The organism is Isoptericola variabilis 225, assembly GCF_000215105.1.
In the GTDB taxonomy this organism is placed as follows: domain Bacteria; phylum Actinomycetota; class Actinomycetes; order Actinomycetales; family Cellulomonadaceae; genus Isoptericola; species Isoptericola variabilis_A.
In genome coordinates, this window is the sequence record NC_015588.1 from 743,161 (window position 1) to 762,484 (window position 19,324).

Sequence of the window (19,324 nt, forward strand, 5' to 3'; positions counted from 1 at the left end):
GGGTCGCTCAGTCCTGCAGCTCGGGGATGACCTTGCGCTGGAAGAGCTCGATCTGGTCGCGGTCCGCCACGGCGTTCGGGAAGTACGTGATCGCGTACGTCATGCCGCGGGACTTGAGGTCCTGGAGCGTCTCGACGATCTGCTCGGGCGTGCCGACCAGGGGGCCGTTGCGCCAGTTGTGCACCTCGCGCTCGCCCGCGTCGTTCGGGGCGTACCGGCCGAAGTGCGACTCGATCCACGCCATGCGGTCGTCGACCTCGGCCTGGTTCTCGCCGATGACGACGTTGTAGTCGGCCGAGCGGGTGATCGCGCCGAAGTCCGTGCCGACGTCGGCGCAGTGCTGCTCGAGGATCTTCGACTTGTGCGTGAACGTCTCGGGGTCGCCCGCGAAGTTCGTGTACTGGGCGAACCGGGCCGCGATCCGCAGCGTCTTCCGCTCGCCGCCGCCCGCGATCCACAGGGGGATGCTCGGCACCTCGGCGCCGCCCTCGCCGACCGGCAGCTTCTGCAGCGGCTGCGGGTAGCACAGCGCGCCGTCGACCTGGTAGCGCTTGCCCTCGAACGTGCCCGAGGACCCGGTGCGCCACATGGCCGTCATGATCTGCACGCCCTCGTCGAGCGCGCGCAGCCGCTCGCCCGCGCTCGGGAAGCCGTAGCCGTAGGCGCGCCACTCGTGCTCGTACCACCCGGCGCCGATGCCCATCTGGACGCGCCCGCCCGAGATGGCGTCGACCGTCGAGGCGACCTTCGCCAGGTAGGTCGGCTGCCTGTACGACATGCACGTGCACATCTGGCCGAGCTTGACGCGCTGCGACGACGCGGCGAACGCGGCCATGAGCGACCACGCCTCGTGCGTCGCCTCGGTGCTCGGCACCGGGACGGTGTGGAAGTGGTCGTACACCCACACGGAGTCCCAGGCGAACTCGCCGCCCGGGATCGCCTCGCCCGCCGCGGCGTTGTCGGCGTAGTGGAGGAGAGACAGCATCGTCTCCCAGTGCTGCTCCGGCGGGACGTCGGTGAGCGAGTGCCGCCAGCCCTGCGGGATGAAGAGTCCGAATCGCATGGTCCCGAGCCTATGCCCGACGTCGGGCTCACGCCGGGGTGTCCGGCGTGGTGGCGGCGCCCCACGTATGTTCGTCGCATGATCGAGGCCTGGTCCGCCGCGGACGTCCGCGCCGCCGAGGAGCCGCTGCTCGCGGCCGGGGTCCCGCTCATGGAGCGGGCCTCTTTCGCGCTCGCCACGCAGGTGCTCCGGGACCTGCGTGCCCGACGGCGGTCGGTGCGCGGCGCTCGCGTCGCACTTCTCGTGGGGGCCGGGAACAACGGGGGCGACGCGCTGCACGCCGGGGCGTATCTCGCCCGCCGCGGGGTCGCGGTCACCGCGGTGCTCGTCGCCGAGCGCGCCCACGCCGCCGGGCTCGCGGCGCTGCGTGCCGCCGGCGGGCGCGTCGAGGCGCTGCACGAGGCGCCGGAGCGGCTCGGTGGCGTCGCCGGCGACGTGGCGCGCTCCGACGTCGTGCTCGACGGGCTGCTCGGCATCGGCGCGCGCGGCGCGCTGCGCGGCCTCGCCGCCGACCTGGTCCGGGTGCTCGACGCCGGCCCCCGGCCCTGGGTGGTGGCCGTCGACCTGCCGTCGGGCATCGGCGTCGACGACGGCACGGTGCCCGGCCCCGTGCTGCGCGCCGACCGCACGGTCACGTTCGGCGCGGCCAAGCCGGGCCTGCTGCTGCCGCCCGCCGCGCACCTCGTGGGCGAGCTGACCGTCGTCGACATCGGGCTGGCGCTCCGCGCCGAGCCCGCGGTGCGGCGGCTCGAGCCCGCCGACGTCGGGCGCGCGTGGCCGGTACCGGGACCGGGAGACCACAAGTACACCCGCGGCGTGGTCGGCGTCGTCGCGGGGACGTCGACGTACCCCGGCGCGGCGGTGCTCGCGGCGTCCGCGGCCGTGCGGGCCGGGGCCGGCATGGTGCGGTACGTGGGTCCGCCCGCGGTCGGGCAGGCCGTCCTCGCCGTCCGGCCCGAGGTCGTCACCGCTCCCGGCCGGGTGCAGGCGTGGGCGCTCGGGTCGGGGGTGCCGGTCGGGTTCGGCACGGCACAGGCCGGCCGGGACGAGGGCCAGCACCGGCGGGCGCGCACGGCGCTCGCGGAGGCCGCCGGCCGGCCGGGCTCGCCGGTCGAGCGGACCGTGCCGGCCGTCGTCGACGCGGGCGGCCTGGACCTGCTCGAGCCGACGTCGCCGCCGTGGTTCGTGCTCACCCCGCACGCCGGCGAGCTCGCCGCGCTCCTGCGCCGGCGCGGCGAGGACGTCGAGCGCGAGGCGGTCGAGGCGGAGCCCGTGCGCTGGGCGCGGCGCGCCCGCGAGCTCACCGGAGCCACCGTGCTCCTCAAGGGCTCCGTGACGGTCGTCGCGGGGATGGACGGCACCTACGCGCAGGCCGACGCGCCCGCGTGGCTCGCCACCGCCGGCTCGGGCGACGTGCTCGCCGGCGTGCTCGGCGCGATGCTCGCCGCACGGTCCGCCGACGTCGTGGGGCGGCCGGCGCTCTCTGCCGAGGTCGCGTCCGCGACCGCGCTCATGCACGGGCTCGCCTGGCGGAGGGCCGGTCAGGGCGGGCCGGTCGCGGCGCTCGAGATCGCCGGGGCGGTGCCCGCCGTCGTCGCCGACCTGCTGCCGCGCGGCTGAGCCCCGGTTCTCGCCGAGGTCGTACCGCAGGTCGCGACGTCGTACACCCGGCGTACGACCTCGCGACCGGAGGTACGACCTCGGCGTCAGCGGGTCGTGAACGCGCCGCCGTTCACGTGCAGCGTCTGGCCGGTGACGTGGCGGGCGCCGGGCGACGCGAGGAACTCGACGAGTGCCGCGACGTCGTCGGAGAGCCCGGCCGTCCACGCCTGCACCGCGGCCTTCGCGACGCCGTACGAGGTGGCGGCGTACTCGGCGCCGATCGAGCCGACGGTCACGACCGTGCCACCGGCCGGCATGTCGCGCAGCACCGCGGTCACGACGAGCACGGTGGCGAGCAGGTTCGCCCCGAGGTTGGCCCGCCACGCGTCGGCGAGCGACGCGGCGTCCCGCCCGGTGATGGTCACCTTCTCGCTGGCGGCGACGAAGCGGCGGGCGACGGCGCGGCCGATCCCGCCCTACCCGCCGGTGACGAGCACGGTGCGTGCCAGGGCAGCCTCCTGGAGTAGGTTTAGACCTAAACGTAACGGAGGGTCCGATGCCTGACCACCCCCTCGACGAGGTGGCGACGCTGCCCGCCGCCGAGATCGCGGCCGCGTGGGAGCGCGAGCTCCCGGGCGTGCCGACCGCGTCGATCGGGGTCGTCACGCCGCTGTGGCGGGTGGCCAAGCTGCTCGCGGACGAGCGCCGGCGCACGCTCGTGCGCCTGGGGGTCGACGCCGCCACGCTCGACCTGCTCAGCACCCTGCGCCGGTCCGGCGAGCCATGGACCCTCACGACCCGCGAGCTCGCGGCCCAGTGCCTCGTCACCGCGGGGGCCGTCTCGCAGCGCGTCGCCCGTGCCGAGCGGGACGGCCTCGTGTCGCGCGCGCCGTCCGACGCCGGACCGCGTGCGGTCGCGGTCACGCTCACGACCGCGGGGCACGCGACCGTCGAGCGCGTCGTGCGCGAGCTGCTGGCGCACGAGGAGGGGCTGCTCGCGCCGTTGTCGCACGCCGAGAGGGCAGAGCTCGCCCGTGCGCTCGAGGAGCTGCTGCGCTCGCTGCAGGCGCGGTGAGCGGCGCTACCTCGCGCGAGAACGCGCTACCTCGCGGTGAGCGGCGCTACGTCGGCAGGTGGGCCTCGATCACCTCGACGATCGCCGGGTCCGTGGGCTCGACGCGTGGCGCGAAGCGGCGCACGGTGCCGCCGGGCAGCACGAGGAACTTCTCGAAGTTCCACCGGATCCGGCCGCGGTGCCCGTCGGCGTCGGCGGTCTTCTTGAGCTCCGCGTACAGCGGGTGGGTGTGCCGGCCGTTGACCTTGACCCGGGCCAGCACGGGGAACGTCACGCCGTAGGTGCTGGAGCAGAACTCGGCGACCTTCTCGTCGGTCGAGAGCTCCTGGAAGAACTGGTTGCTCGGGAAGGCCACCACGGTGAACCCCCGCTCGGCGTAGCGGCGCTGCAGCTCCTCGAGCTGCGCGTACTGCGGCGCCAGCCCGCACCGCGAGGCCACGTTGACCACGAGGATCACGCGGTCGCGGAGCTCCGCGAGCGAGGTGACGCTGCCGTCCATCCGGTCGAGCTTGATGTCGTAGAGGCTCACGCTCCCATCATGTCCGTCCGGCGGGCCGCCTGCCGCACGCGGGGCGCGCGAGAATGGGGCGTGCCCACGCCCGAGCCGTCGTCCGCGCCCCGCCGGGGCGGGCCGCGCAGGCACCGGCCGCCGCTGCCGGTGCGCGACGGCCTCAACCCGACGCGCCTCGTCCTGCCGCACGACGCCGCCTCGGTCGCCGCGTACCCGACCGCCGCCCGCTACCTGCTCGCGCGGTTCCCCGACGACGCCGCGCGCCTGCGCGAGAAGATCGCGGCCGGCGAGGTCGTCACGGGCCGGGGCGAGCCCGTCACCGAGGAGACGCCGTACGAGCCGCGCGGCTTCCTCTACCTCTACCGGGACCCGCCCGCCGAGGAGCCCGAGGCCCCGGCGCTCGCCGACGTCGAGGTGCTGCACCGCGACGACGACCTGCTCGTCGTCGACAAGCCGCACCTCGTGTCGACGATGCCGCGCGGCCGCTGGGTCACGCGCTCGCTCCTCGTCCACCTGCGCACGACGCTCGGCCTGCCCGACCTCGTACCCGCGCACCGGCTCGACCGGCCCACGGCCGGCGTCCTCGTGCTCACGGTCCGGCCCCAGGTGCGCGGCGCGTACCAGGAGGTCTTCCAGGAGCGGCGCGCGACCAAGGTCTACGAGGCGGTCGCGCCGCTGCCGGGTCCCGGCCTCGAGCTCCCGACGACGGTCCGCTCGCGCATCGTCAAGCACCGCGGCGTCGTGCGGGCCGTCGAGGAGCCCGGGGAGCCCAACGCCGAGTCGCGCGTCGACCTCGTCGGGCGCGACGAGGAGCGCGGCCTCGGCCTGTACCGGCTGGAGCCGCACACCGGCAAGACGCACCAGCTCCGGCTGCACATGGCGTCGCTCGGCGTGCCGATCCTGCACGACCCGTTCTGGCCGCAGCTGCGCGCCGACGCCCCCGACGACCCCGCGCACCCGCTGCAGCTGCTCGCCCGCTCGCTCGCGTTCGACGACCCCCTCACCGGCGAGCCGCGGCGGTTCGTCTCGCGCCGCACCCTCTCCGCCTGGTGACGTGTCAGAAAGCTGGTGGGCTCGAGCCCATCACCTTTCTGACACGGGGAGAGTGAGAGAATCGCTGACCGTGAGCAGCTCCGACCTGGCGCCCGGCGCCCCGGCGCGCGCCGTCGTCGACCTCGACGCGATCCGCGACAACGTGCGCGCGCTGCGCGACCACGCGCCGTCGTCGGACCTCATGGCCGTCGTCAAGGCCGACGGGTACGGGCACGGCATGGTGCCCGCTGCGCGCGCGGCGCTCGCGGGCGGCGCCACCTGGCTCGGCGTCGCGACGGCGCACGAGGCGCTCGCCCTGCGTGCCTCCGGGGTCACGGGCGACGCGCGGGTGCTCGTCTGGCTGCTCGTCCCCGGCGCGCCGTTCGCCGACCTGGTGCGTGCCGACGTCGACGTGACCGTCGCCGCGCCGTGGTCGGTCGACGAGGTCGCCGCCGGCGCGCGCGAGGCCGGGCGCCCCGCGCGGGTACACCTCAAGGTCGACACGGGGCTGAGCCGCAACGGCGTCACGCCCGCCGACCTGCCCGGCGTCGTGCGCCGGCTCGCGACCCTCGAGGCCTCGGGCGAGGTGCGCGTCGTCGGCGTCTTCTCCCACCTCGCGTGCGCGGACGAGCCGGGCCACCCGTCGGTCGCGCGGCAGGCCGCGGCGTTCGACGACGCGGCGCGTGCGGTCGCGGCCGCCGGGCTGCGGCCCGAGGTGCGCCACCTCGCCAACTCGGCGGCGACCCTCACCGCGCCCGAGGTGCACCACGACCTGGTGCGGCCCGGCATCGCCGTCTACGGACTGTCGCCGGTGCCGCAGCTCGGTCCGCCCGGGGCGTACGGCCTGCGACCGGCCATGACGCTCGAGGCGCGCCTCGGGAACGTCAAGGCGGTCCCCGCGGGCGAGGGCGTCTCCTACGGTCACCTGTACACGACGCCGCGCGACACGGTGCTCGGGCTCGTCCCGCTCGGGTACGCCGACGGGATCCCCCGGCACGCGTCGGGCGGGTCGGCCGGCGTGGGCGGCCCGGTCGCCGTCGGCAGCGGCGACGCGCGTCGCGTGCTGCGCATCGCGGGGCGGGTGTGCATGGACCAGGTCGTGCTCGACCTCGGCCCCGACGCGACCGAGCGCCCGGGCGACGTCGCGACGCTGTTCGGCGCGTCCGAGGGCGTCGCGCACGGGGCCACCGTGCCGAACGCCCAGGACTGGGCCGAGGCCGCCGGAACCATCAGCTACGAGATCGTGACGCGGATCGGTGCGCGCGTGCCGCGCACCTACGCGGGGAAGGACGTGCAACCGTGAGCGACGTCGTCGCACAGGCCGAGCTCGACCTGCCGGACGCCGAGTCGACCAAGGCGCTCGGCGCCGCGCTCGCCGGCATCCTGCGGGCCGGGGACCTCGTGATCCTCACGGGCGACCTGGGCGCGGGCAAGACGACGCTGACCCAGGGCCTGGGCGCCGCGCTCGGCGTGCGGGGCCAGGTCGCGTCCCCGACGTTCATCGTCGCGCGCGAGCACCCGCCGCTGCCGCGCGAGGACGGGTCGCGCGGGCCCGCGCTCGTGCACGTCGACGCCTACCGCCTCGGCGGCCTCGACGAGCTCGACGCGCTGGACCTCGACTCGTCGCTCGACGAGTCCGTCACCGTCGTCGAGTGGGGCCGCGGGCTGGCCGAGGCGCTCACCGAGGACCGGCTCGAGATCGACCTCGAGCGCCCGCGCGGCGGCGACGTCTCCGCCGACGAACCGGAGGCCGGGACCCGGCACGCCACGCTGCGCGGCGTCGGGGCCCGGTGGGCCGGCGTCGACCTCGCCGCACTGCTGGCGCGCTAGAAAAGTAGGCTTGGCGCGTGGCAGTTCTCGCTCTCGACACGTCCGCCGCCGTCACCGTCGCGCTCACCGGCGACGACGGCGGTCGCCTCGCCGCCCGCGCTTCCGACGAGCGGCGGCGCCACGCCGAGTCGCTCGCGCCGCTCATCACCGCGGTGCTCGACGAGGCGGGGCTCGACCGCACCGACCTCACCGCCGTCGTGGCCGGGACCGGACCGGCGCCGTTCACGGGCCTGCGCGTCGGGCTCGTCACCGCGCGGACGCTCGCGCTGAGCCTGGGGATCGAGGTGCTCGGCGTCCCGAGCATCGACGCGCTCGCCGTCCAGGCGGTCGCGGACCTCGGCCTGGCGCCCGGCGACGAGGTGCTCGCCGCGACCGACGCTCGCCGCAAGGAGGTCTACTGGGCCCGCTACCGCGTCGTCGCGCACGAGGGCGCGCACGGCGTGCCCGTCGTCGAGACGCTCGCCGGGCCCGACGTCGCCCGCGCGGCCGAGGTCGCCGCGGCGCAGCTCGGGGCGCCGCCGGCCGAGCCGGGCGGGCGCCTCGTCGTCGTCGGCGAGGGCGCGGCGCTCTACGCCGACGAGCTGCCGGTCGCCGAGGACGCGCCGCTCGTGCCCGATGCGACCATCCTGGCGCGCGTCGCCCTCGCGCGCCGCGCCGCGGGCGAGGACCTGCCCACCGAGCCGCTGTACCTGCGGCGCCCGGACGTCCAGGAGCCGGCGGGCGTCAAGCGGGTGCTGCCCGCGGCCGGAGGAGCGCCGTGAGCGAGCAGCCGCGCTTCCGCCTGCGCCCGCTGCGGAGCGCGGACTTCGACCGGGTCCTCGAGCTCGAGCGGGTCCTCTTCGGGGCGGGCGCATGGACCTACGGCATGCTCGCGGACGAGCTCGCCGGGCTCGGTCGCTGGTACGTCGTCGCCGAGCTCGCGGGACCCGAGGCCATGCGATACGGCGCGGGGCGCCGCCCGGTCATCGGCTACGCCGGCCTCTGGTTCGACGGCGACGTCGCCCAGGTCATGACGATCGGCGTCGACCCCGAGTACCAGCGCCTCGGCGTCGGGCGCGAGCTGCTGCGCGCGCTCGTGGACCGCTCGCGCCAGCTCGGCGCGAGCGCGGTGCTGCTCGAGGTGCGGGTCGACAACGAGCCGGCCCTGGCGCTGTACCGGGCGTTCGGCTTCGAGCAGATCGGCCTGCGCAGGCGCTACTACCAGCCCGAGGACAAGGACGCGTACACGATGCGCCTCGACCTGTCGGCCTCCGGGCACGGTCGGCCCGGGCCCGACGCACCCCAGGGGGACGCGGCATGAGCACACCACGCGACGAGATCCTGGTCGACGTCGGGCACCTCGCGGCCGACCTGCACCTCGGCGACGGGCCCGACCCGGCGGAGGGGGCGCCCGTGCTGCTCGACGTGCGGTGGGCGCTCGGGGTGTCCGACGGGCACAGGCAGTACCTCGCGGGCCACCTGCCGAGCGCGGTCTACGTCGACCTCGAGACCGAGCTGTCCGCGTCGCCCTCGCCAGCGCTCGGGCGCCACCCGCTGCCGTCCGCCGCGTCCTTCCAGGAGGCCGCGCGGCGCTGGGGCGTGCGCTCGGGCTCGCGCGTCGTCGTCTACGACGCGGTCTCCGGCACGTCGGCCGCGCGCGCGTGGTGGTTGCTGCGGTACTTCGGGCACCGCGAGGTGCGCATCCTCGACGGCGGCCTCGCGGCCTGGGAGCGCGCGGGCCTGCCGCTCGAGGTCGGTGAGGTGACGCACGCGCGCGGTGACCTCGTCGCCCGGCCGGGCCACATGCCGGTGATCGAGGCCGACGAGGCGGCCGAGCTGCCCGGGTACGGCGTGCTGCTCGACGCGCGCGCGGCCGAGCGGTACCGCGGAGAGGTGGAGCCGGTCGACCCGCGCGCGGGCCACGTGCCGGGGGCGCTGTGCGCGCCGACCACGGACAACCTGTCCGACGACGGACGCTTCCTCGGCGACGACGCCCTGCGCGAGCGCTTCAGCGAGCTCGGCGTGGAGCCGGGGGCCCCGGTCGGGGTGTACTGCGGCTCGGGCGTGACCGCGGCGCACGAGGTCGCGGCGCTCGCGACCCTCGGCGTCGGGGCCGCGCTCTACCCGGGCTCGTGGTCGCAGTGGTCCAACGACCCGGGCCGCCCCGTCGCGACGGGCGCCCGCCCGTAGCTCCCGATAGCGCTGTGGGCATGATTTCTGGCCCGCTTCGTCCGGATCATCCGGACGAAGCGGGCCAGAAATCATGCCCACAGCGTTCGCGCGTCAGACCGTGCGCGCGACCTGGTCGAACGACAGGCGCGGGTTGCGCGGGTACGGCGAGCCCTCGCCGTCGGCCACGCCGACGTTGACGATCAGGAACGACCTCCAGCCCGTCTCGGCGAAGAACTCGCGGTCGACGCCCGCGGCGTCCATGCCGTTCATCGGGCCGGCGGCCAGCCCGACGGCGCGCAGCGCGACGATGAGGTAGCCCGCCTGCAGGTGCGCGTTGGCGTGGGCCATCTGCTCACGGGTCTCGACGGCGGGCGCGAGCTGCTCGCGGATGCCCGGGTACGCGGGGAAGAGGGTGTCGAGGTGCTCGTGGAACGCGGGGTCCGCCGCGAGCACGAGGGAGACCGGGGCGGCCTCGACCTTGGCCTTGTTGCCGTCGGCCATGTGGGCCACGAGGCGGGCCTTGGCCTCGGGCGATCGCACGACGAGGATGCGCAGGGGCAGCGTGTTCATCGCGGTCGGGCCCATCTTGGCCAGGTCCCACGCGGCCTCGAGCTGCGCGTCGGTGACCTCGGCGTCGGTCCACCGCGACGTCGTGCGGGCGGTGCGGAAGATGACGTCGGCGGCCTCCTCGGCGATGGCGAGGGGCGCGGTCTCGATCAGGGTCGTCATGGTTGCTCGCAACCACTCCATGCGTGTGCATGATTCCACGTTCAACCGTGACGTCCCTCACGCGTGCGGACCCGTCGCGCGGCGTGGGGGAGAATGGGGGCCATGGCTGATCCGACCGGCGGGGACCCTCTGGTCCTCGGCATCGAGACCTCGTGCGACGAGACGGGCGTCGCGCTCGTCCGCGGCGACGAGCTGCTGTTCGACGCCGTCGCATCCTCCATGGACGAGCACGCGCGCTACGGCGGGATCATCCCCGAGGTGGCGAGCCGCGCCCACCTCGAGGCGATGGTCCCCACGATCCGCAGGGCCCTGGGCGAGGCGGACGTCGACCTCTCCGAGGTCGACGCGATCGCCGTCACGGCCGGCCCGGGCCTCGTCGGGCCGCTGACCATCGGCGCGTCCGCGGCCAAGGCGCTGTCGATCGGGCTCGGCAAGCCGCTCTACGGGATCAACCACGTCATCGGGCACGCGGCGGTCAACCAGCTCGTCGACGGTCCCTTCACCGAGCGCAGCATGGCGCTCGTCGTCTCGGGCGGGCACAGCTCGCTGCTGCTCGTCGACGACATCGCGACCGACGTCACCGAGCTCGGCTCGACCCTCGACGACGCGGCGGGCGAGGCGTTCGACAAGGTCGGGCGCCTGCTCGGGCTGCCGTACCCCGGCGGCCCGCACGTCGACCGTCTCGCGCGCGAGGGCGACCCCGAGGCGATCCGGTTCCCCCGTGGCCTCACCGCGCCGAAGGACCAGGAGAAGCACGCGTACGACTTCTCGTTCTCCGGGCTCAAGACGGCGGTGGCCCGGTGGGTCGAGTCGTGCGTCGACGCCGGGCGCGAGGTTCCCGTCGCCGACGTCGCGGCCTCGTTCGCCGAGGCCGTCGCCGACGTGCTCACCGCGAAGACGATCGCGGCCTGCCGCCAGCACGACGTCGGCACCCTCGTCATCGGCGGCGGTTTCTCCGCGAACAGCCAGCTGCGCGAGATGGCGGCCAAGCGCTGCGCCGAGGCGGGGATCGAGCTGCGCATCCCGCCCATCCGCCTGTGCACGGACAACGGTGCGATGGTCGCCGCGCTCGGGTCCGCCGTCGTGCGCGCCGGGCTGCCGCCGTCGGACCTCGACATCCCCGTCGACTCCTCCATGCCGCTGACGACGATCACCGTCTGATCGCCGAGGTAGCGCTCGGTCCGGCGAGGTAGCGCGCAGGCCGCGCTACCTCGCGCCGCGCAGCGCTACCTCGCGGGAACGGGCGCTACCTCGCGGGGGCGGGGAGCGGGTGGCCGGCACGCAGCTCGGCGACGAGCGAGGCGACGACCGCCTCGAGCCCGTCGGCGCCGCCGCCGTGCGCGGCGGCCACCGCGCGCTGGCGCTGGTAGGACGCGCCGGTGCGCACGATCTCGCGCACGTGACCGAGCTCGGTCGCGCACCCGAGCCGCTCGGCGACGGGCTCGAGCTCGCCCAGGAGGCGCTCGACGGCGTCGGTCACGAGCTCCTCGCGACCCTCGTCGTCGAGGATGATGATCGCGTCCATGCCGTAGCGGGCGGCGCGCCACTTGTTCTCGTGCACGTACCACGGGGGCATGGTGGGTAGCGTCTCGCCGGCGTCGATCCGGGTCGACAGGTGCTCGACCAGGCAGTGCACGAGCGCCGAGAGGGCGCCGAGCTCGCGCGCGTTCGACACGCCGTCGCACACCCGCACCTCGACCGTGCCGAAGCGCGGCGCGGGCCGCACGTCCCAGCGCACCTCGTTGAACTCGTCGATGACGCCCGTGCGCAGCATGTCGTCGACGTAGCGCTCGAGCTCGGCCCAGGTGCGGAACTGGTACGGCAGCCCGGCGGTCGGCAACTGCTGGAAGAGCAGCGCGCGCATCGACGCGTAGCCGGTGTCGTCCGCGCCGAAGAACGGCGACGACGCCGACAGCGCCTGCAGGTGCGGCACGTAGACGAGCATCGCGTTGACGATCGGGAGCACCTTGTCGCGGTCCTCGACGCCGACGTGCATGTGGACGCCGTAGATGAGCATCTGCCGGCCCCAGACCTGCGCCCGGTCGAGGATCGTCGTGTAGCGCCGCTTGTCCGTCACCTTCTGCTGCGACCAGTGCGCGAACGGGTGGGTGCCCGCGCACATGAGCTCGACGCGCATGGGGTCGGTCACGGCGCGGATCGCGGCGATGCCCTCCTCGAGGTCCTCGACCGCCTCGCCGACCGTCCGGTACACGTCGCTGATGACCTCGATCGTGTTGCGCAGGAACTCCGGCTTGACCCGGCCCTCCTGCAGCTCGGCGCCGAGCGCGTCGATGACGGCGGGTGCCACCTGGCGCAGGTTGCCCGAGTCGGCGTCGACGAGCGCGAGCTCCCACTCGAGGCCCACCGTCGAGCGCTCCGACCGGGCGAACTCCAGCACCATGCGGCCATGCTTCCACGGCGCGGCGCGCCGTGCGCCCGGTGCGTGCGCTATCCCAGGGGGTCGACGACGAGCACGTGCTGGGCACCGTTCACGCGCGTCAGCACGAGCGTCGCGGCCGCATCGCCCTTGGGCGACAGCTGGGCCCGCAGCTGCTCGGGCGTGACGGCGGTGCCCCGCTTCTTGATCGTCAGGCGCCCGACGCCGCGCTCGCGCAGGTACGCCTTGAGCCGCTTGAGGTTGAACGGCAGGACGTCGAGCACACGGTAGCCCGTGGCGATCGCGGGTCCCGACGACGGCGCGTCCGCCGGGGCGTCGGTCGTCACGTAGGCGATGGTCCGGTCGACGAGGCGGCCCCCGAGCTCGGCGGCCGCGTGCGCCACGAGCCCGGCGCGGATGACCGCGCCGTCGGGCTCGTAGAGGTACGCGCCGACGGGCCCGACGTCGGGCACGAGCTCCGCGTCGTCGGGCGCGGCCCGCAGCACGCGCGTCGCGGTGCGCGACCCGCCCGGCGTGCCGTCCCCGGAGGTGCGCACGACGAGCGCGGACCTGCCCGGACCCGCGGGCGCGAGCGGGCCGAACCACAGGCCGGCCTCGACCACGTCGCCGTCGACCGAGACCCACTGCGCCTCGGCGTCGGCGGGCAGGCCCTGGTGCGGGATCCCGGGGCCGACCTTGATGCCGACCGCGGGGACCTCGTCGCGCAGCGCCCACACCGCGTCGAGCGGCGGCGCGTAGGCACGGGGGTCGAAGATCCGCCGCCCGCCGCGCGTGCGGCGCGCCGGGTCCGCGTACACGCCGTCGACGCCCTCCGCGACGAGGTCGAGCGACAGGCCGTCGGCGTGCCGCACCTCGGCCTCCGGGAAGTGGCGCAGGTTGACGGTCGCGAGCGCCGCGGTGACCTCGTCGACGTCGGCCGCGAGCACCTGCAGCCCGACCCCGGCGAAGGCCAGGGCGTCCGCGCCGACGCCGCACGTCAGGTCGGCGACCTTGGTGACGCCCGCGCCGAGGTAGCGGCGGGCGTGGGTCGCGGCGACCACGAGCCGCGTCGCCTGCTCGACGCCGTCGGGCGTGAACAGCATGCCGTCGGCGAAGTCGCCGAGCTTGGTGCGTGCCTTGGCGCGCAGCCGGGTCTGCGTCAGGGCCGCGGCGGCGAGGTCGGGGTCGACGCCGGCGTCGCGCAGCCGGGTCGCCAGGGCCATGGCGGTCTTCTCGTCGTACGGGGGGAGGGCGCCGAGCAGGGCCCAGCCGTCGGGGCTGAGCAGCTTGCTCAGCGTCGCGCGATCCATCCCGCCATCGTGTCAGAAAGGTGGTGGGCCCTGGCCCACCACCTTTCTGACAGGTGGTGCTGGCACTCGACTTGCCGGAGTGCTAACGCGATGCCTAGATTTGTTGTAGCGCACGCGCGCTGTGCCGGCACCCGCGACGACGGCCAGCCTCCGGGCGCGACTAGTCCACGCACGCACAGTCACAGCGAAAGAGGAGGTCCGACGTGTCGGTCCCCATCAAGCCGCTCGAGGACCGGATCGTCGTCAAGGCCATCGAGGCCGAGACCACGACCGCTTCCGGCCTGGTCATCCCGGACACCGCCAAGGAGAAGCCCCAGGAGGGCGAGGTCCTGGCGGTCGGCGACGGCCGGTTCGACGACAAGGGCAACCGCATCCCGGTCGACGTCAAGGTCGGCGACAAGGTCATCTACAGCAAGTACGGCGGCACCGAGGTGAAGTACGGCGGCGAGGAGTACCTGGTGCTCTCGGCGCGCGACATCCTCGCCGTCGTCGTCTGACTCGAGCTCTCGGGCCGTCGCCCCGGCTCACGCCCGGGCTGACGTCCCGACGAATCACGAAGGCCCCGCACCCTCGTCGGTGCGGGGCCTTCGCGCTGTCTCAGACGGCCTTCTTGTCGCGGCCGGCGAGGATCGCGGCGCGCTCGTCCTCGCTCAGGCCGCCCCACACGCCGTACGGCTCGCGGACGCGCAGCGACTGCTCACGGCACTGCATCATCACGGGGCAGGTGTAGCAGATCGCCTTGGCCGCCTCCGCCCTGCGGCGGCGGGTCGACCCGCGCTCACCCTCGGGGTGGAAGAACAGGGTGTCGTCCGCGTCTCGGCACGCTCCCTGGTACTGCCACTCCCACAGCTCCATCACCGGCCCGGGAAGCCTCGAGATCTCCGTCATGTCGAACAACCTACAAGTTGTGCAGAGGTTGTTCAACCCTCCGCCGGAAAACGATCGTGAACTGATCGTTCGTGCGCCGATGACACGCATGTGGCGCGATGATGACGCGGTTGTGCGCGCGGGATGAAGAGGTTCTGCCGCGGTCCCACCACGGGTTCCGGACGCGTCGGGCCGTCGAGGTGGCGGCATGCGTCACCCCTGGGCAGAATCGAGCCATGACCCCTTCCCGACCCGTGTCGACGTCGGGCGGGTCCCGGACGGCGAGCCCAGGGCTCGCCGTCGCGGCCGTCGCGCGGCGCCTGGGCGTCGCACCGGCAACCCTGCGCACGTGGGACCGCCGTTACGGTCTGGGACCGTCCGGCAGGACCGCGGGCTCCCACCGCCGGTACACGCCCGAGGACGTGGCGCGGCTCCTCGTCATGCGACGGCTCACCCTCGAGGGCGTGGCGCCGGTCGACGCGGCGCGCGCCGCGCTCGACGCCGACGTCGAGGAGCTCGAGTCCGCGACGCAGGCCGCCGAGACCCCCCGTGCCGACGACGACGGCAGCTCGGCTCCGGCCGAGGAGCCGCGTCCCGGCCGGGCGCACCTGCGCGCCCTGCCCGGCGGGGGAGCGGGCGGACTCGCCGCGCAGACGCCCGCGCCGTCGTCGCCCGGCAGCGCGTCCGCGCGCGTGTCCGACGTCGTCGACGCCGCGATCGCCTACGACCAGGCCCGGTGCGACGACCTCCTGCGGCTGGGCGCGCACGGCGACCCGGCGGTGTGGTGGACCCAGCTCGTCGAGCCGGCGTGGCAGCGCGTCGCGCAGCGGACCGTGCTCGCCGGACCGGGAGCGGTCCCCGAGGTGGTGCTCGCGACGGCCGCGCTGCAGGCCCTGCGCGACTTCACCGAGGACCACGAGCAGGCCGTCGTCGCGGCGGGCGGGCCGCCGCCCAACCACCCGAGCCGCATGCGCAAGATCGTGCTCATCTTCGCCGCGCCCGAGGAGGTCGTCCCGCTCTCGGCGCACGCGCTCGCGGCGGCGCTCGCGGCCAAGGGCGCCACGGCCCGCATCGTCACGGGCCCGGCCAGCACGCACCGGTCGCTCGAGCTCGTGACCATGGTGCGCCCGGCCGCCGTCGTGCTCGCGACGACGCAGCGGCGCCCGGACCTCGACGTCGTGCGCGCCGTGCACGACGGGTTCCCCGAGCTGCCGATGTTCGTCGGGCTCCGTCGCGACGACGCGGCGAGCGAGCTGCCCCTCGCGCCGACGGTCCAGCGTGTGAGGTCGTTCACAGGACTGCTGCACGAGGTGCTCGCCGTCGTCGGCTGAGGCGGAGGTGCAGCGGAGGGTGAGGGGCGAGGCACTCGCCCGCAGCGGAACCGCAGCCTCGGCCGACAGCGGGCTCTGCTGAGCTCTGCCAAGGCGCGGAGGCCGGGAATAGGCGGCGGCCCGGGAACGTAGACTCCTGTCATGACGGCCTCGACCCCGCAGCACGACCCCTTCGGCTTCCTCGGGCTCACCTACGACGACGTCCTCCTCCTTCCCGGGTACTCCGACCTGGCGCCCTCGGAGATCGACACGACGTCGCGCCTCACGCGCGAGATCTCGCTCAAGGTGCCGCTCGTGTCCGCGGCGATGGACACCGTCACCGAGTCGCGCATGGCGATCGCGATGGCGCGTCAGGGCGGGCTCGGCGTGCTGCACCGCAACCTGTCGATCGAGGACCAGGCGTACCAGGTCGACCTCGTCAAGCGGACGCAGACCGGCATCATCTCCAACCCGGTCACGATCGGCCCCGACGCGACGCTCGAGCAGCTCGACAAGCTCGCGGGCGAGTACCGCATCTCCGGCTTCCCCGTGGTCGACGCCGACGACCGGCTCATCGGCATCGTGACCAACCGCGACCTGCGCTTCACGCCCGTGGCCGAGTGGGCGACGACGAAGGTCTCCGAGGTCATGACGCCGCAGCCGCTCATCACGGGCCGGGCCGGCATCTCGCGCGAGGACGCCACCGCGCTGCTGCGCAAGCACAAGCTCGAGCGTCTGCCGCTCGTCGACGACGAGGGCCGCATCGCCGGCCTCATCACCGTCAAGGACTTCGTGAAGTCCGAGCAGTTCCCCCACGCCTCCAAGGACGGCCAGGGCCGCCTCATGGTCGGCGCCGCGATCGGCTACTTCGGCGACGCCTGGCTGCGCGCGACGACGCTCATCGAGGCCGGCGTCGACGTGCTCGTCGCCGACACCGCGCACGGCAACGTCCGCCTGCTCATCGACATGGTCCGGCGCCTCAAGACCGACCCCGCCACGCGGCACGTCCAGGTCATCGGCGGCAACGTGGCGACGCGCGAGGGCGCCCAGTCGTTCGTCGACGCCGGTGCCGACGCGATCAAGGTGGGCGTCGGCCCGGGCTCGATCTGCACGACGCGCGTCGTGACCGGCGTCGGCGTCCCGCAGGTCACGGCGGTGTACGAGGCGTCGCTCGCGGCGAAGCCCGCGGGCATCCCGGTCATCGCCGACGGCGGGATGCGGCACTCGGGCGAGATCGGCAAGGCGATCGTCGCCGGCGCCGAGTCCGTCATGCTCGGGTCGATGCTCGCCGGCACCGAGGAGGCGCCGGGCGACACGATCCTCGTCAACGGCAAGCAGTACAAGGCCTACCGCGGCATGGGCTCGATGGGCGCGATGTCGTCGCGCGGCAAGAAGTCGTACTCCAAGGACCGCTACTTCCAGGCCGAGGTCACGAGCGACGACCTCATCGTCCCCGAGGGCGTCGAGGGCCAGGTGCCGTACAAGGGCACGCTGTCGACCGTGGCGCACCAGCTCGTGGGCGGCCTGCACCAGACGATGTTCTACGTGGGCGCGCGCACGATCCCCGAGCTGCAGGCCAAGGGCCGGTTCGTGCGGATCACGTCGGCCTCGCTCAAGGAGAGCCACCCGCACGACATCCAGATGACCGTCGAGGCCCCGAACTACAAGGTCTCCTGAGACGCGCCGAGGCCCGGTCCCGCCCCCGACGAGAGGGCGAGGGCCGGGCCTCGTGCGTGCGCGCCGCGTGCGGGTCAGGTCGTCATGACGCGGGTGTGCAGCGCCTGCACCGCGTACCGCGCGGACCAGAAGGCGCCGTGCTGCCACGCGGAGATCTCCGACATCCAGTCGCCGGCGAAGTAGACGTTGCCCGCGCCCTGCTGCAGGAGCTTGAAGCCCGCGGACTGCGTGTTCGGGAAGGCCCACGCGCCCTCGATGTAGGGGACCTTGTGCCAGGCGATCGAGAACGAGCTCTCCAGCTCGGTGCGGTACTTCTCGCCGTGGATCTTCACGCCCTGCTCGACGGCGCGCAGCTCGCGCTGCTTCGGCGTCATGTCCGCGTACGCGCGCGCGTTCGCGCCGGTGTTGTAGTAGCCGATGACGAGGCCCTTGCGCTCGCCGTAGCCGTACGACGGGTACCAGATCTTGGACAGGTCCATGTCGGTCTCGGTGATGCCGCCGAAGATCCGGTGGTCGTCCTCCCAGAACCGGGACGCGTACTGGAGCCCGATCTTCCCGGCGGGCGAGCCGGCCGTGAACTCCCCGAGCGCGGCGTCGACGTCGGGCCCCCAGTTGCTCGACCACCGGCGCATCACGAAGGGCGGCGCCGCGACGATCGCGAAGTCGGCCTCGATCTGGCGGGCGTGCCCGTTGCTCGCGGTGTAGGTGACCCGCACGCCGCTCGCCGTGTTCTCGACGCCGGTCACGGGTGAGCGGAACTTCACGTTCTGCTTGCCGATGGCCTCGACCATGGAGCGGTAGATCGTGTCCATGCCGCCCTTGGGCTGGAACATGAGCATGGCCTGCTCCCAGTTCAGCTCGAACGGGAAGTACTGCCCGACGCGCGAGGCGAGCACCTCGGACACCGTGCCGGGACCGGGCAGCGGCGTGCCGTGCTCGTTCCACGCCGAGGGGTACACCTCGAAGCCGCGGTTGTTGCCGCCCCGGTACCGGCCGTCGGGCTGGAGGGAGCCCCAGCTGCGCAGGAACGAGCGCAGGTTCTCCTTGTCCTCCGCCGTGAGCTCCTGGTCGAGCGCACCCTGGTTCGTGGCGAGCGTCAGCAGCTCGGAGACGTAGCCGAAGAGGTCCGCCTTGGCCGTGCGGTTGCGGATCGGGTTGCCCGGGGTCGCGCCCGAGCGCTCGTTGTAGATGTAGGCGTCGGCGTTCATGTTGGTGAACACCTCGTACGGCACGCCGAGCTCGCGGATGTAGTCCATGGTGACCATCCACTGCGCGATGCGGGCGGCGCCCGCGTTCATGTAGACGCCGTCGTCGAACCGCGCGGTCTGCGTGACGCCGTCGACGTCGGTCTCGGAGTCGCCGCCGCGGATCGTCAGCGTGCGGCCGCCCGGGCGGTGCCGCGCCTCGAGGACCGTGACCTGGTAGCCGGCTTTCTGCAGCTCGTAGGCCGACGCGAGGCCGGCCGGGCCGGCGCCCACGACGACGACCTTCCTGGCTGCGCGGCCGGTCAGCGTGAAGTCGCTGCGCAGCGGGGCGACCCACGACGTGCTCGGCGGCTGGGCGGCGGCGGTCGGCGCCAGGCCCATCGCCCCCATCGTCGCGAACATGACGCCGGCGCTCGAGCCGACGCCGACCGCCTGGAGAAAGTTGCGGCGAGAGACGCCGGACGGGCTCTTCTCGGTGACCACGGGCTACCACCTCTCCTGTCGTTCGGCCTGACGGACGGCGGTCCCCGGGCCCTCGTGCCGGGAGCCGTCGTCAGCACCGGTCCGGACGCTAGGGGGCGGGCA

The 19,324-nt window shown here is 74.3% G+C and carries 20 protein-coding genes; 12 read left to right on the forward strand and 8 right to left on the reverse strand.

Annotation, left to right across the window (positions count from 1 at the left end):
* Window positions 1-7: 7 nt before the first annotated feature.
* The gene (locus tag ISOVA_RS03520) at window positions 8-1,063 is read right to left on the reverse strand and encodes an LLM class F420-dependent oxidoreductase (RefSeq protein ID WP_013837879.1); all 1,056 of its coding nucleotides are present in this window, start codon (window positions 1,061-1,063) and stop codon (window positions 8-10) included.
* A gap of 78 nt (window positions 1,064-1,141) precedes the next feature.
* On the opposite strand from ISOVA_RS03520, the gene ISOVA_RS03525 reads away from it, so the two are divergent.
* Window positions 1,142-2,683 (forward strand): NAD(P)H-hydrate epimerase, encoded by a 1,542-nt coding sequence (locus ISOVA_RS03525; RefSeq protein ID WP_013837880.1) that lies wholly within the window; start codon window positions 1,142-1,144, stop codon window positions 2,681-2,683.
* A gap of 86 nt (window positions 2,684-2,769) precedes the next feature.
* On the opposite strand, the gene ISOVA_RS03530 is transcribed toward ISOVA_RS03525, so the two are convergent.
* The gene (locus ISOVA_RS03530) at window positions 2,770-3,090 is read right to left on the reverse strand and encodes an SDR family NAD(P)-dependent oxidoreductase (RefSeq protein ID WP_049788225.1); all 321 of its coding nucleotides are present in this window, start codon (window positions 3,088-3,090) and stop codon (window positions 2,770-2,772) included.
* 131 nt (window positions 3,091-3,221) lie between these two features.
* Here ISOVA_RS03530 and ISOVA_RS03535 point away from each other — a divergent pair, with 131 nt between their 5' ends.
* Window positions 3,222-3,740 carry a MarR family winged helix-turn-helix transcriptional regulator gene (locus ISOVA_RS03535; RefSeq protein ID WP_013837881.1) on the forward strand — a complete coding sequence of 173 codons (519 nt, stop codon included), beginning with the start codon at window positions 3,222-3,224 and terminating at the stop codon, window positions 3,738-3,740.
* Between the two features lie 46 nt (window positions 3,741-3,786).
* Here the strand turns inward: ISOVA_RS03535 and ISOVA_RS03540 are convergent, their stop codons facing one another.
* Window positions 3,787-4,269 (reverse strand): glutathione peroxidase, encoded by a 483-nt coding sequence (locus ISOVA_RS03540; RefSeq protein ID WP_013837882.1) that lies wholly within the window; start codon window positions 4,267-4,269, stop codon window positions 3,787-3,789.
* A 60-nt stretch (window positions 4,270-4,329) separates the two neighbouring features.
* On the opposite strand from ISOVA_RS03540, the gene ISOVA_RS03545 reads away from it, so the two are divergent.
* The 6 genes from ISOVA_RS03545 (at window position 4,330) to ISOVA_RS03570 (ending at window position 9,282) form a co-directional block, all read left to right on the forward strand.
* Window positions 4,330-5,304 carry a pseudouridine synthase gene (locus ISOVA_RS03545; protein ID WP_013837883.1) on the forward strand — a complete coding sequence of 325 codons (975 nt, stop codon included), beginning with the start codon at window positions 4,330-4,332 and terminating at the stop codon, window positions 5,302-5,304.
* A gap of 70 nt (window positions 5,305-5,374) precedes the next feature.
* A complete protein-coding gene (gene alr / locus ISOVA_RS03550; protein WP_041294763.1) occupies window positions 5,375-6,586 on the forward strand; it encodes an alanine racemase in 1,212 nt (403 codons plus the stop codon).
* A complete protein-coding gene (gene tsaE, locus ISOVA_RS03555; RefSeq protein ID WP_013837885.1) occupies window positions 6,583-7,113 on the forward strand; it encodes a tRNA (adenosine(37)-N6)-threonylcarbamoyltransferase complex ATPase subunit type 1 TsaE in 531 nt (176 codons plus the stop codon). The genes alr and tsaE overlap by 4 nt, the downstream gene beginning before the upstream one ends.
* A 17-nt stretch (window positions 7,114-7,130) precedes the next feature.
* Complete coding sequence (tsaB, locus tag ISOVA_RS03560; RefSeq protein WP_013837886.1) at window positions 7,131-7,874, forward strand: tRNA (adenosine(37)-N6)-threonylcarbamoyltransferase complex dimerization subunit type 1 TsaB; 744 nt, start codon at window positions 7,131-7,133, stop codon at window positions 7,872-7,874.
* Window positions 7,871-8,413: a ribosomal protein S18-alanine N-acetyltransferase gene (gene rimI / locus ISOVA_RS03565; RefSeq protein WP_013837887.1), complete on the forward strand. Its 543-nt coding sequence runs from the start codon at window positions 7,871-7,873 to the stop codon at window positions 8,411-8,413. Before tsaB ends, rimI begins: the two co-directional genes overlap by 4 nt.
* Entirely contained in the window at window positions 8,410-9,282 is an 873-nt protein-coding gene (locus ISOVA_RS03570; protein WP_013837888.1) for a sulfurtransferase, read from the forward strand. The genes rimI and ISOVA_RS03570 overlap by 4 nt, the downstream gene beginning before the upstream one ends.
* Before the next feature lie 93 nt (window positions 9,283-9,375).
* Here ISOVA_RS03570 and ISOVA_RS03575 read toward each other — a convergent pair whose 3' ends face one another.
* Complete coding sequence (locus ISOVA_RS03575; RefSeq protein ID WP_013837889.1) at window positions 9,376-9,993, reverse strand: malonic semialdehyde reductase; 618 nt, start codon at window positions 9,991-9,993, stop codon at window positions 9,376-9,378.
* A gap of 102 nt (window positions 9,994-10,095) precedes the next feature.
* Here ISOVA_RS03575 and tsaD point away from each other — a divergent pair, with 102 nt between their 5' ends.
* Window positions 10,096-11,154 (forward strand): tRNA (adenosine(37)-N6)-threonylcarbamoyltransferase complex transferase subunit TsaD, encoded by a 1,059-nt coding sequence (gene tsaD / locus ISOVA_RS03580; protein WP_013837890.1) that lies wholly within the window; start codon window positions 10,096-10,098, stop codon window positions 11,152-11,154.
* Window positions 11,155-11,239: 85 nt separating this feature from the next.
* Here tsaD and ISOVA_RS03585 read toward each other — a convergent pair whose 3' ends face one another.
* The gene (locus ISOVA_RS03585; protein WP_013837891.1) at window positions 11,240-12,394 is read right to left on the reverse strand and encodes a glutamate--cysteine ligase; all 1,155 of its coding nucleotides are present in this window, start codon (window positions 12,392-12,394) and stop codon (window positions 11,240-11,242) included.
* Window positions 12,395-12,441: 47 nt separating this feature from the next.
* Window positions 12,442-13,680, reverse strand: a complete 1,239-nt coding sequence (locus tag ISOVA_RS03590) for a class I SAM-dependent methyltransferase (RefSeq protein WP_013837892.1) — start codon at window positions 13,678-13,680, stop codon at window positions 12,442-12,444.
* 203 nt (window positions 13,681-13,883) lie between these two features.
* Here ISOVA_RS03590 and groES point away from each other — a divergent pair, with 203 nt between their 5' ends.
* Window positions 13,884-14,177: a co-chaperone GroES gene (gene groES, locus ISOVA_RS03595; protein WP_013837893.1), complete on the forward strand. Its 294-nt coding sequence runs from the start codon at window positions 13,884-13,886 to the stop codon at window positions 14,175-14,177.
* Window positions 14,178-14,277: 100 nt separating this feature from the next.
* Here groES and ISOVA_RS03600 read toward each other — a convergent pair whose 3' ends face one another.
* On the reverse strand, window positions 14,278-14,568 hold the full coding sequence (locus tag ISOVA_RS03600) for a WhiB family transcriptional regulator (protein ID WP_013837894.1): 291 nt from the start codon (window positions 14,566-14,568) through the stop codon (window positions 14,278-14,280).
* Window positions 14,569-14,783: 215 nt separating this feature from the next.
* Here ISOVA_RS03600 and ISOVA_RS03605 point away from each other — a divergent pair, with 215 nt between their 5' ends.
* Both ISOVA_RS03605 and guaB read left to right on the forward strand, forming a co-directional pair.
* Window positions 14,784-15,878 (forward strand): MerR family transcriptional regulator, encoded by a 1,095-nt coding sequence (locus tag ISOVA_RS03605; protein ID WP_013837895.1) that lies wholly within the window; start codon window positions 14,784-14,786, stop codon window positions 15,876-15,878.
* A gap of 141 nt (window positions 15,879-16,019) precedes the next feature.
* A complete protein-coding gene (gene guaB, locus ISOVA_RS03610; protein WP_013837896.1) occupies window positions 16,020-17,534 on the forward strand; it encodes an IMP dehydrogenase in 1,515 nt (504 codons plus the stop codon).
* Between the two features lie 74 nt (window positions 17,535-17,608).
* Here the strand turns inward: guaB and ISOVA_RS03615 are convergent, their stop codons facing one another.
* Window positions 17,609-19,222: a flavin monoamine oxidase family protein gene (locus ISOVA_RS03615; protein ID WP_013837897.1), complete on the reverse strand. Its 1,614-nt coding sequence runs from the start codon at window positions 19,220-19,222 to the stop codon at window positions 17,609-17,611.
* Window positions 19,223-19,324 lie beyond the last annotated feature (102 nt).